This window comes from Suipraeoptans intestinalis, assembly GCF_009696485.1.
Classification (GTDB): Bacteria; Bacillota; Clostridia; order Lachnospirales; family Lachnospiraceae; genus Suipraeoptans; species Suipraeoptans intestinalis.
In genome coordinates this window covers 206,557-218,311 of sequence record NZ_VULY01000018.1, presented here as the reverse complement: position 1 = coordinate 218,311, position 11,755 = coordinate 206,557, and the positions used below count along the sequence as shown (strand labels likewise).

At 49.5% G+C, this 11,755-nt stretch carries 11 protein-coding genes; all 11 read left to right on the top strand.

Translation table 11 applies throughout. The features are described 5' to 3' along the window. The first annotated feature begins 3 nt into the window (after nt 1-3). A complete protein-coding gene (locus tag FYJ34_RS01755; RefSeq protein WP_154475705.1) occupies nt 4-1,386 on the top strand; it encodes an NAD(P)/FAD-dependent oxidoreductase in 1,383 nt (460 codons plus the stop codon). A 78-nt stretch (nt 1,387-1,464) separates the two neighbouring features. Next, nucleotides 1,465-1,587 (top strand): hypothetical protein, encoded by a 123-nt coding sequence (locus FYJ34_RS13525; protein ID WP_268878925.1) that lies wholly within the window; start codon nt 1,465-1,467, stop codon nt 1,585-1,587. A 126-nt stretch (nt 1,588-1,713) separates the two neighbouring features. Then, nucleotides 1,714-3,150, top strand: a complete 1,437-nt coding sequence (locus tag FYJ34_RS01750; RefSeq protein WP_154478767.1) for an acyl-CoA carboxylase subunit beta — start codon at nt 1,714-1,716, stop codon at nt 3,148-3,150. 13 nt (nt 3,151-3,163) lie between these two features. Beyond that, nucleotides 3,164-3,952: an OadG family transporter subunit gene (locus FYJ34_RS01745; RefSeq protein WP_154475703.1), complete on the top strand. Its 789-nt coding sequence runs from the start codon at nt 3,164-3,166 to the stop codon at nt 3,950-3,952. 18 nt (nt 3,953-3,970) lie between these two features. Next, nucleotides 3,971-4,354, top strand: a complete 384-nt coding sequence (locus tag FYJ34_RS01740; protein WP_154475701.1) for a biotin/lipoyl-containing protein — start codon at nt 3,971-3,973, stop codon at nt 4,352-4,354. 24 nt (nt 4,355-4,378) lie between these two features. Beyond that, complete coding sequence (locus FYJ34_RS01735; RefSeq protein WP_154475699.1) at nt 4,379-5,524, top strand: sodium ion-translocating decarboxylase subunit beta; 1,146 nt, start codon at nt 4,379-4,381, stop codon at nt 5,522-5,524. A 26-nt stretch (nt 5,525-5,550) separates the two neighbouring features. Next, on the top strand, nt 5,551-6,966 hold the full coding sequence (locus FYJ34_RS01730; RefSeq protein ID WP_154475697.1) for an oxaloacetate decarboxylase subunit alpha: 1,416 nt from the start codon (nt 5,551-5,553) through the stop codon (nt 6,964-6,966). An 11-nt stretch (nt 6,967-6,977) separates the two neighbouring features. Then, on the top strand, nt 6,978-7,892 hold the full coding sequence (locus FYJ34_RS01725) for a MurR/RpiR family transcriptional regulator (protein ID WP_154475695.1): 915 nt from the start codon (nt 6,978-6,980) through the stop codon (nt 7,890-7,892). A 1-nt stretch (nt 7,893) separates the two neighbouring features. Beyond that, entirely contained in the window at nt 7,894-9,804 is a 1,911-nt protein-coding gene (gene cmk, locus FYJ34_RS14105; RefSeq protein ID WP_154475693.1) for a (d)CMP kinase, read from the top strand. Next, nucleotides 9,794-10,651 carry a 4-hydroxy-3-methylbut-2-enyl diphosphate reductase gene (gene ispH / locus FYJ34_RS01715; RefSeq protein WP_330582496.1) on the top strand — a complete coding sequence of 286 codons (858 nt, stop codon included), beginning with the start codon at nt 9,794-9,796 and terminating at the stop codon, nt 10,649-10,651. Before cmk ends, ispH begins: the two co-directional genes overlap by 11 nt. Then, entirely contained in the window at nt 10,632-11,723 is a 1,092-nt protein-coding gene (rpsA, locus tag FYJ34_RS01710) for a 30S ribosomal protein S1 (RefSeq protein ID WP_154475689.1), read from the top strand. The genes ispH and rpsA overlap by 20 nt, the downstream gene beginning before the upstream one ends. Nucleotides 11,724-11,755 lie beyond the last annotated feature (32 nt).

The window sequence follows — 11,755 nt, the reverse complement described above, 5'->3', positions numbered from 1 at the left end:
TTTATGAAATATGATGTGATCATTATCGGCGCGGGACCGGGCGGAATCTTCTCGGCTTATGAACTGCTGCAAAAGACAGAGAACCTGAAAATTGCGGTGTTCGAGGCGGGATTTCCGCTGCAGGAACGTCATTGTCCCATTGATGGAGAAAAGGTAAAATCCTGTATCAAGTGCAAAACCTGCGCCATTATGAATGGATTTGGAGGAGCCGGCGCATTCTCCGACGGGAAATACAATATCACCAATGATTTTGGCGGAACTCTCTACCAGTACATTGGGAAAGAACAGGCGCTGAATCTTATGCGGTATGTGGATGAGATCAACCTGGCTTACGGCGGAGAAGGTACCAGGATGTATTCCACAGCAGGGACAAGATTCAAAAAGGTCTGTCTTCAAAACAAACTGAACCTGCTGGATGCCTCTGTTCGCCACCTGGGAACGGACATCAATTATATTGTGCTGGAAAATCTTTACGAGGAATTAAAGAACCGGGTGGATTTCTATTTCCATACGCCGGTAGAGCAGGTGGAGCGTGAGGAGAACGGATATCGTGTTTTGTATAAGGGAGGAGAAGCAGGTTGTGAAAACTGCATCGTCTCTGTGGGAAGAAGCGGAAGCAAGTGGATGGAGACCGTCTGCAAAAAGCTGGAGATCCCCACCCATTCCAACCGGGTGGACATCGGTGTCAGAGTGGAACTGCCGGCAGTGATCTTTTCCCATCTGACAGATGAACTTTACGAAAGCAAGATCGTCTACCGCACAGAAAAATTTGAAGACAATGTCCGTACTTTCTGCATGAACCCCTGTGGGATCGTAGTAAACGAGAATACCAACGGAATCGTCACGGTAAACGGGCACAGTTATGAGGATCCGGAACACCAGACGGAAAATACCAACTTTGCCCTACTGGTGGCCAAACATTTTTCGGAACCGTTTAAGGACAGCAACGGATATGGCGAAAGTATCGCAAGGCTTTCCAACATGCTGGGAGGAGGGGTGATCGTACAGCGCTTCGGGGATCTGGTAAGAGGAAGAAGGAGTAATACGGACCGGATCCGGGAAGGTCTGGTAACACCGACCCTGGCAGCTACGCCGGGAGACTTAAGTCTGGTGCTGCCAAAGCGTATTCTGGACGGGATTATAGAAATGATCTACGCATTGGATAAGATCGCACCGGGAACGGCCAATGATGATACGCTTTTATATGGGGTGGAAGTGAAATTCTACAACATGGAAGTAGAGATCGATCAGCACCTGGAAAGCAGGCATAAGGGACTTTATATCATTGGAGACGGAAGCGGCGTGACCCATTCTCTTTCCCATGCCTCTGCCAGCGGCGTCTATGTGGCGCGCCACATTGCAGAAAAAAGAACAGAGTGTCAATGATTTCAGAGAAAAGCACTCTGAAGTGAAAGCGGCCTCCCGGGATCAGACAGGTTTCTGAGCAGACGGGAGGCTGATTTTATGCAAAAAAGAAGAGAGGAATTGAAGCAGAGAAGAAGAGAGGTATCTGCGGGAAACCATAAAGAAACGTCTATAAACAAACGTGGCGGAAAAAATAGAGCGGCAGGGGAAAAAGAGATATAAATGTCAAAAAATTAACAGAAAAAGTGTTGCGTGAAATTGAACAAAAAGGTATACTATAATTGGCGGAGATTTTTGACTTTTACAAATATGGAAGCGACGACTAAAGAAAAAATGGAGGACTGGATGATGGGCAATGATAAGACGGAAAATGCAGCAGGCAGAAGAATATCCTCTTTGCTGGATGCAGGCAGTTTTATTGAGATCGGCGGGGCAGTGACTTTGCGCAATACCGATTTTCAGTTAAAACAGCAGGAAGCGCCGGCAGACGGCGTGAGGACGGGCTATGGACTCATAGATGGAAACCTGGTCTATGTATACAGTCAGGATGTATCGGTGCTGGGCGGCTCGATAGGAGAAATGCATGCAAAAAAGATAGCCGGGATCTATGAGCTGGCAATGAAGACGGGAGCTCCGGTGATCGGGCTGATCGACTGTGCGGGACTTCGGCTGCAGGAAGCTGCAGATGCATTGGAAGCGCTGGGAAGACTCTATCACAAGCAAGCCATGGCATCCGGTGTGATCCCACAGATCACAGGCATATTCGGAAATTGTGGAGGGGGGCTGGCCTTGATCCCTGCCCTGACAGACTTTACCTTTATGGAAACCAAAGGCAGACTGTTTGTAAATGCACCCAATGCTATTCTGGAAAACAGAATCGAAAAGAACGATACGTCTGATGCCGTTTTCCAAAGCAGAGAAACAGGGCTGGCAGATATTACGGGAACGGAGGAGGAGATTCTTGCCCAGATGAGGCGACTGATCTCTTTTCTCCCTGCCAACAATGAAGAGACGGCAGCCTATGAGTCCTGTCAGGATGACCTGAACCGCAGGTGTGATGCGGCAGAGGCTTTGGCGGATGACGCCGCCTGGCTGATGCGGGAGATGGCGGACCTAGGAGACTGCTTTGAGGTGAAAAAAGAACACGCAAAGGATATGGTGACGGGATTCATCCGACTGGCCGGCAATACGGTAGGCGTGGTTGGAAACCGAAAAAGGATTATAGATGAAGAAGGAAACACGACAGAAGAATTCAAAGAGGGACTTTCGGCAAAAGGAGCACTAAAAGCTGCGGAATTCGTGGAATTTTGCGATGCCTTCCAGATTCCGGTCTGCACGCTGACCAATGTTTCCGGATTTTCCAATTTGCCCGGAGAGGAGAGGCACCTGGCAAAACATACGGCCAGACTGGTCTATGCATTGTCCAATGCCACCGTTCCAAAGGTCAACGTGATCACGAAAGAAGCTTACGGAAGCGCCTATACGGTAATGAACAGTAAATCTGTGGGTGCGGATATGGTGTTTGCCTGGGAAGACGCAGGCATCGGTATGATGGATGCGGCCCTGGCTGCAAAGATTATGTATCCGGAAGAAGGGGCGGCAGTCTTAAAAGAAAAGGAAGCGGCATACAGGGAGCTGCAGAACAGTCCGCTATCCGCCGCCAGAAGAGGGTATGTGGATACCCTGATCGCACCGGAAGAGACGAGAAAATATGTGATCGGGGCGATGGAGATGCTGTTTACAAAAAGGGAAGAGCGTCCGCTGAAGAAGCACGGGACAGTTTAGTGAGGTGGATCGGGTGAAGAAAAAAATAAAAATGCTGTTAGGGCTTCTGGCTCTTTTGCTTGTAGTAACAGGGTGCTCCCAAAAGGAGACGGCTGTGACCTACAACGAGGAGGATCTGGAAAAAGTGGCGGAAGTCCTGATCAATTATTGTAAAGGAACAGATGCACAGAGCAAAGCGCAGATGAAGAAGGCGGGAGAATTTGCTCTTCAGCTACAGCTGGTACAGGCACAGCTTCCCGTAGAGCCCAGAAACTTTTTCGGGATTGTGGATTCCTGGGATCAGGCGGTAAAGGAATGTGGATCCTATGAGGGGCATGGAGATTTTTCGCTGGAGGAAAAAAATGACGGGATCCGTCTGGTTACGACGGCTCAGTTTGAGAAAAGAGAGGCGGAACTGGTATTTGAGTTCAATCAAGAAGAATATCTGGAGAGTCTGACGGTAAACGCCCAGTATTCTACCGGGGAGATTCTGAAAAAAGCAGGGATGAATACAGTGCTGGGAATGGGAACGGTATTTTTGGTGCTGATCTTCATATCGGCCCTGATTTCCCTCTTCCGGTTTATTCCCCTGTTAGAAGCAAAACGGAAGAAAAGACGGGACCTGCACAAAGCAGAAAAGGCAGAGGAGACGGCAAAAGACGGGGGAGAGAAGGTCCTGTCACAGACGTCTGCAGACAGTCAGGAAGATCCACAATTGGTGGCAGTGATCGCAGCGGCGATCGCGGCGGCAGAAGATCGTCCGGCAGATGGGATCGTGATCAGAAGCATCCGGCGCAGACCGGCAAACAACTGGAAAAAGTAAAGAAAAGGAGAACGCACCATGAAAAATTATACGATTACGGTAAATGGGAATGTTTATGATGTGACAGTAGAGGAAAAGACGGGAGCCGGTACGCTACAGAGGCCGTCAACTCCTGCAGCACCTGCGGCTGCTGCAGCGCCGGCGGCAAAGACAGAACCTGCTTTGCAGAAAGTTTCGACAGGAGGGATCGAAGTCAAGGCAGGAGCGGCAGGAAAGGTATTCAAGATTGAAAAAGCTGCGGGAGAGCAGGTGAAAAAGGGAGATGCTGTGGTCATCATAGAAGCTATGAAGATGGAGATTCCTGTCGTAGCTCCGGAGGACGGAACGGTAGCGCAGATAGAAGTGACAGTGGGAGATGCCGTGGAGGCAGGAGCGGTACTGGCAACGTTGGATCCGGCATAAGAGCTTCAAACAGGAGGTTAAGACATGGACTATATAATGACGACATTGGGAAACCTGGTGCATCAGACAGCGTTTTTTAATCTGACGGCAGGGAATCTCATCATGATCGGAGTGGCATGTTTCTTTTTATTCCTGGCGATCCGACATGGATTTGAACCGCTTCTTTTGGTTCCGATCGCCTTTGGTATGCTGCTTGTGAATATTTACCCTGATATTATGAAACACATGGAAGACGGAGCGTCAGGCGGACTGTTGTACTACTTCTATCTCCTGGACGAATGGGCGATCCTTCCGTCTCTGATCTTTCTTGGAGTAGGAGCCATGACGGATTTTGGCCCCCTTATCGCCAACCCTAAAAGCTTTCTTCTGGGGGCGGCAGCCCAGTTTGGTATTTTTGCGGCCTATCTGGGGGCAATGGCGTGGGGATTTTCAGATAAAGCGGCAGCGGCTATCTCTATTATCGGAGGAGCGGACGGTCCGACTTCCATCTATCTGGCGGGAAAGCTTCAGCAGACAGGACTTTTGGGGCCGATTGCGGTAGCGGCGTATTCCTATATGTCGCTGGTACCTATCATACAGCCGCCGATCATGAAACTCTTGACGACAGAAAAGGAAAGAAAGATCAAAATGGAGCAGCTTCGCCCCGTTTCGAAACTGGAGAAGATCCTGTTCCCTATTATCGTAACCATCGTGGTATGTACGATCCTTCCTTCTACAGCGCCTCTGGTAGGAATGCTGATGCTGGGAAATCTTTTCAGAGAATCCGGCGTAGTCAGACAGCTGACAGAGACGGCGTCCAACGCATTGATGTATATCGTGGTGATCCTGTTGGGAACGTCTGTAGGCGCTACCACCAGCGCAGAAGCTTTCCTGAATATCGCTACATTGAAAATCGTATTTTTAGGACTGATCGCATTTGCCTTTGGGACGGCGGCGGGCGTCCTGTTTGGGAAGCTGATGTGCGCCGTTACAAAGGGTAAGGTAAATCCCCTGATCGGTTCGGCAGGCGTGTCGGCGGTTCCAATGGCAGCCCGGGTGTCCCAGAAGGTGGGAGCGGAGGCGGATCCCACAAACTTCCTTCTGATGCATGCAATGGGTCCCAATGTGGCGGGTGTGATCGGAACGGCAGTGGCGGCAGGTACCTTTATGGCGATCTTTGGAGTTATGTAAATCAACAGTAGATGGAGGAAATAAAAATGGCAGACATTGAAAAAAAACCAATCAAGATCATGGAGACCATTTTAAGAGATGCGCATCAGTCCCTGATCGCAACCAGAATGACGACGGAACAAATGCTTCCGATTGTAGACAAGATGGATAAAGTAGGGTATCATGCAGTTGAGTGCTGGGGCGGAGCGACCTTTGACGCGTCTCTTAGATTTTTGAAAGAAGATCCGTGGGAGAGGCTCAGAAAGTTCCGCGACGGATTTAAGAACACAAAGCTCCAGATGCTGTTTCGGGGACAGAACATTTTGGGATACCGTCCCTATGCGGACGATGTGGTGTCCTATTTTGTGCAGAAATCTGTGGCGAACGGGATCGATATCATCAGGATCTTTGACTGTCTGAACGATCTCAGGAACCTGCAGACGGCAGTCAGTGCGGCAAATGCAGAAAAAGCGGAGGCCCAGGTGGCTCTTTCTTATACTCTGGGGGATGCCTATACCCTGGAATACTGGGTGGAGATCGCAAAACGGATCGAAGATATGGGAGCGGATTCTATCTGTATCAAAGACATGGCGGGACTTTTGGTTCCGTATGAAGCAAGCAGGCTGATCAAAGCGTTGAAAGAGGCTACCAGTCTGCCGATCGAACTTCACACCCATTATACCTCCGGAGTGGCTTCTATGACTTACCTAAAGGCGGTGGAGGCAGGAGTGGATGTGATCGACACTGCTGTTTCTCCGTTTGCTTTGGGAACGTCACAGCCTGCGACAGAGGTTATGGTAGAAACCTTCAGAGGGACGCCGTATGACACGGGGTTTGACCAGAGCCTCCTGGCAGAGATCGCAGATTATTTCCGGCCGATCCGTGACGAGGCGCTGGCAAGCGGCCTTTTGAATCCCAAGAATATGGGTGTGGACATCAAGACGCTGATGTATCAGGTTCCGGGAGGAATGTTGTCAAATCTGACATCCCAGCTAAAAGAACAGAATGCAGAGGATAAATACTATGATGTGCTGGCAGAGGTACCCAGGGTCAGAAAAGATCTGGGGGAACCGCCTCTTGTGACGCCTTCCTCCCAGATCGTAGGAACGCAGGCAGTGTTTAATGTGCTGATGGGAGAACGGTATAAGATGGCGACCAAGGAGACCAAGGACATTCTCAGCGGAAAGTACGGAGCGACAGTCAAGCCGTTTAACGAGGATGTGAGGAAGAAGGTTCTGGGAGAAGAGGCCGAGATCATTACCTGCAGGCCTGCGGATCTTTTGGAAGATGAGCTGGATACTTTGCGGGGAGAATGTGAGAAATGGATGCAGCAGGAAGAGGATGTGCTGACCTACGCCCTGTTTCCACAGGTGGCTACAGAATTTTTCAAGTACAGAGAAGCACAGCAGACGAAGGTAGACTATGGTGAAGCCGACGTCAAACATGGTAGTTATCCGGTTTAGAAGAGACGACTATGGGAAGCAAAAATGAATTGTTAAAGAAAATGGAAGAAAAATATCCCAAATTCAGCAAAGGACAGAAACGGCTGGCGGAGTTTATTCGGAATGAATATGACAAGGCGGCCTTTCTTACCGCCGCCAAAATGGGAGAAGAAGTGGGTGTAAGCGAATCGACGGTGGTTCGCTTTGCCGCCGCTTTGGGATATGAAGGATATCCCGGCTTCCAGAAAGCGTTGGGGGAGCTGGTTCGGACCAAGTTAAATTCCATACAGAGGATGGAAGTAACCTACGGACGTATTGGGAGAGGAGAGATCCTCGCTTCCGTTTTACAGGCAGACATCGACAAAATCAAGATGACCTTGTCTGCCATCGACGAACATGTTTTTGAACAGGCAGTGGATATGCTGCTGAATGCAAGAAAGATTTATGTGATCGGAGTCAGAAGCTGTGCTCCTCTGGCCAGTTTTTTGAGCTTCTATCTGAATCTTGTGTGTGAGGATGTGACGGCGGTCCACAGCAACAGCTCCAGTGAAATTTTTGAGCAGCTGATTCGGATCAGGGAAGAGGATGTGATCATTGGCATCAGCTTCCCCAGATATTCTATGCGGACGCTGAAAGCACTGGAATTTGCCAGCAACCGGAAGGCCAGAGTCATTACGCTGACAGATAGTGTCCATTCTCCCATGACACTGTATTCCTCCTGCAACCTGATTGCCAGGAGTGATATGGCGGGAGTGGTGGATTCGCTGGTGGCACCCCTCAGTGTGATCAATGCTCTGGTGGTGGCTCTTTGCATGAGGAAGCAGGAGGAAGTGATCACGACCCTGGAAACGCTGGAACAGATCTGGGAAGAATACCAGGTGTACAGCAAGGATGAATTAAACCGGATCAATGACAAAGTAGAGTTTGCATCCGGGAAAGAGGAATAGCATGAGCCGTATAGTGATTGTGGGAGGCGGGGCAGCAGGAATGTATGCTGCCCTCATTGGCGCAGAAAAAGGACATCAGATCGATCTGTATGAAAAAAATGAAAAGCTGGGGAAAAAGCTGTACATCACCGGGAAAGGCCGATGCAACCTTACCAATGCCTGTGACAGGGAGACGCTTCTGGGATCCGTGATCAGCAATCCCAGGTTCATGTACAGCAGCTTTTACGGACACGGCAATCAGGATACGATGGCGCTGTTTGAACGGATAGGACTTTCCATCAAGACGGAAAGAGGGAACCGGGTGTTTCCGGCATCAGACAAATCTTCTGATGTGATAAAGGCGCTGGAACGGGAATTGAAAAAGAACCAGGTGAGGATCCATTTGAACACGGAAATCAGGGAGATTGTGGTAAAAGAAGGAAGATGTGTAGGGATCAGGACTGCCGGGGGAGAGAACGTACCGGCGGATGCCTGCATTTTGGCGACGGGAGGTCTGTCCTACAGAACTACGGGAAGCACAGGCGACGGCTATCGCTTTGCGAAAGCACAAGGGCACAGTATCGTGGAGTGCATCCCCTCTTTGGTTTCCCTGGAAACAGAAGAAGATTGGCCGGCAAAGGTGCAGGGACTGTCCTTAAAGAACGTGGAGCTTCTGGTGCAGAAAAAGAACAGGATCCTGTACAGGGAAACAGGAGAAATGCTTTTTACAGACCGGGGGGTCAGCGGTCCTTTGATCCTGACAGCCAGCAGTGTGGCGGGAAGAGATATCATGCAAAAAGAGGTGGAGCTTTTGATTGATCTGAAACCGGCACTGACGCACAAGCAATTGGATAAAAGACTGATCCGGGAGTTTGAGGAGCAGAAAAACAGGCAATTTAAAAATTGTCTGGGAAATCTCTTTCCAAACAAATTGATCCCTGTTATGGTAGAGCAGAGTGGGATCGCACCAGAAAAACAGGTAAACCTGATCACCAAGGAGGAGAGAAAACGGTTTGCGGAACAGATCAAAGCGCTCTGCCTGCATGTGAAGCAGCTGGGAGGGTTTAAGGAAGCGGTGATCACCAAGGGCGGCGTCAGTACCAGAGAAGTGGATCCAAAGACAATGGAGTCCAAACTGGTAGAAGGACTGTATTTTGCCGGAGAGATTTTGGATGTGGATGCAGTGACGGGAGGGTTCAACCTGCAGATCGCCTGGTCAACTGCCTATGCCGCCGCAAGCCATATGAAACAGGAGGAAAAGATGGGATATCAGATAGCCATTGACGGACCGGCAGGAGCCGGAAAAAGCACCATTGCCAAGCTGGTTGCAGAAAAACTGGATTTTGTGTATGTGGATACAGGAGCCCTGTATCGGGGACTGGCAGTTCATTTCCTGAAAGAAGGGATCGATGAGACGGATGAAACCGCGCTGACGAAGGCCTGTGAAAAAGCCCGTATTGACCTGGCCTATGAAAATGGGATCCAGCAGGTGCTGCTGAACGGGGAAAATATCACATCTTTGTTAAGAGAAGAAAGGGTGGGAAATCTGGCGTCCCGGGTCTCTGCCTTGCAGGTGGTCCGGGAAAAGTTGCTGCAGACCCAAAGAGAGATCGCACAGAAAAAGAATGTGGTAATGGATGGAAGAGACATAGGGACCTGCGTCCTGCCGGAAGCCGGGGTCAAGATCTTTTTGACGGCCAGTGTGGAAACCAGAGCCAAAAGACGATATGAGCAGTTGACCAGAGAAGGCAAACAGGCTGACCTGAAGAAGATCGAGGCAGATATTCAGGAGAGGGATCACAGAGATTCCCACAGGGAGATCGCACCTTTAAAGCAGGCGAAGGACGCTGTTCTTTTAGACAGTTCAGACCTTACGATCCCACAGGTGGTGGAACGGATCATCCGGGAAAAGGAGAATGCAAGTGGAAATTAAACTGGCAAAGACGGCTGGATTTTGTTTTGGAGTCAAACGTGCAGTAGAGACGGTGTACGAGGAAATAAAAAAGAACACGGATAAAAAAATTTACACATATGGACCGATCATCCATAACGAGGAAGTGATCAAAGAACTGGCAGCTATGGGGGTGGAGGTGATCCGATCAGAGGAAGAACTGAAAAAGATCACAGACGGGATCGTGATCATCCGTTCTCACGGCCTGCCGAAAAGGGTTTACCGGAAAATGGAAGAGTCCGGGATTTCCTATGTGGACGCCACCTGTCCCTTTGTAAAAAAGATCCATACGATTGTAAGCAGAGAAAGCGCGGCAGGCGCTCATATCGTTGTGATTGGAAACAGAACCCACCCGGAGGTGGAAGGGATCCGCGGATGGGCGGGAGACAGGGTGAGCATCATTCAGACCAGAGAAGAAGCGGAAGATTTTCGGGTCGAAGAACCCGCGGGAAGAGTGTGCGTCGTAGCACAAACGACATTTAATTACAAGAAATTTCAAGAACTAGTTGAAATCATAGAAAAAAAAGGTTATGATATACTTGTTTTAAATACGATTTGCAGTGCCACCAGGAAGCGGCAGGAAGAAGCCGGGCGGATTGCAAAGAGTGTGGAAGCGATGATCGTCATAGGCGATAAGCGTAGCTCCAACACTCAGAAGTTATTTGAAATCTGTAATAAAGAATGTTTGAATACGTACTACATACAGACACTTGACGATTTGGATTTGAATCAATTAGGGTCCGTGGAAACAGTAGGTATTACAGCAGGGGCATCCACGCCCAAGAATATAATTGAGGAGGTTCAAAATAATGTCGGAACAAACTTTTGAACAAATGTTGGAGGAATCTTTTAAAACTATAAGGAACGGAGAAGTCGTAGATGGTACGGTCATTGATGTAAAGCCGGATGAGATCATTCTGAACATCGGATATAAGGCTGACGGTATCATTACACGCAGTGAATATACCAATGAATCCAATGTCGATCTGACGACTCTGGTACAGCCGGGAGACGAGATGACGGTGAAGGTGCTGAAAGTCAACGACGGAGAAGGTCAGGTTCTTCTGACGTACAAGCGTCTTGCGGCAGAGAAGGGAAATGAAAGACTGAAAGAAGCTTTCGAGAACCATGAGGTGCTGAAGGCGCCGGTGGCACAGATCCTGGGCGGCGGTCTCAGCGTAGTGATCGAGGAGGCGAGGGTATTCATCCCGGCAAGCCTGGTATCGGATACTTACGAGAAAGACCTGAGCAAGTATCAGGATCAGGAGATTGAGTTTGTGATCAGTGAGTTCAATCCGAGAAGAAATCGTGTGATCGGAGACAGAAGACAACTTCTCATTGCAGAGAGAGCAGAAAAACAGAAAGAGCTGTTTGCAAGGATCCAGGTAGGAGACAGGATCCAGGGCGTTGTAAAGAACGTAACAGATTTTGGTGCGTTCGTAGATCTTGGCGGAGTGGACGGACTGCTCCATATTTCAGAGATGTCCTGGGGACGTGTGGAAAATCCGAAGAAGGTTTTCAAGGTAGGCGAAGAGCTGGAAGTTATGATCAAGGATATCCGCGATACGAAGGTGGCGCTCAGCCTGAAGTTCCCGGAGGCAAATCCCTGGGCGGATGCACAGGAGAAGTATGCCGTGGGCACTATCGTAAACGGCGTTGTGGCAAGAATGACAGATTTTGGTGCATTTGTGGAGCTGGCTCCCGGAGTGGACGCACTGCTGCATGTTTCCCAGATCGCAAGGGCACACGTAGAAAAGCCGTCTGACGTTCTGGAAGTGGGACAGGAGATCACAGCTAAGGTTGTGGATCTGAATGAGACGGACAAGAAGATCAGCCTGAGCATGAAAGTGCTGGAGGCAGACGCTGAGCCGGAGTACGAGGAAGCTTCCGAGGAAGAATAGTCTGCAGACGGGACGGAGAGATCCGGTCGTAT

What these genes read in the sequence shown, in the direction of transcription:
- rpsA (WP_154475689.1), top strand. Translation starts at nt 10,632, where the DNA reads ATGTCGGAACAAACTTTTGAACAAATGTTGGAGGAATCTTTTAAAACT.
- FYJ34_RS13525 (WP_268878925.1), top strand. Translation starts at nt 1,465, where the DNA reads ATGCAAAAAAGAAGAGAGGAATTGAAGCAGAGAAGAAGAGAGGTATCT.
- FYJ34_RS01730 (WP_154475697.1), top strand. Translation starts at nt 5,551, where the DNA reads ATGGCAGACATTGAAAAAAAACCAATCAAGATCATGGAGACCATTTTA.
- FYJ34_RS01735 (WP_154475699.1), top strand. Translation starts at nt 4,379, where the DNA reads ATGGACTATATAATGACGACATTGGGAAACCTGGTGCATCAGACAGCG.
- FYJ34_RS01750 (WP_154478767.1), top strand. Translation starts at nt 1,714, where the DNA reads ATGGGCAATGATAAGACGGAAAATGCAGCAGGCAGAAGAATATCCTCT.
- FYJ34_RS01725 (WP_154475695.1), top strand. Translation starts at nt 6,978, where the DNA reads ATGGGAAGCAAAAATGAATTGTTAAAGAAAATGGAAGAAAAATATCCC.
- cmk (WP_154475693.1), top strand. Translation starts at nt 7,894, where the DNA reads ATGAGCCGTATAGTGATTGTGGGAGGCGGGGCAGCAGGAATGTATGCT.
- FYJ34_RS01755 (WP_154475705.1), top strand. Translation starts at nt 4, where the DNA reads ATGAAATATGATGTGATCATTATCGGCGCGGGACCGGGCGGAATCTTC.
- FYJ34_RS01740 (WP_154475701.1), top strand. Translation starts at nt 3,971, where the DNA reads ATGAAAAATTATACGATTACGGTAAATGGGAATGTTTATGATGTGACA.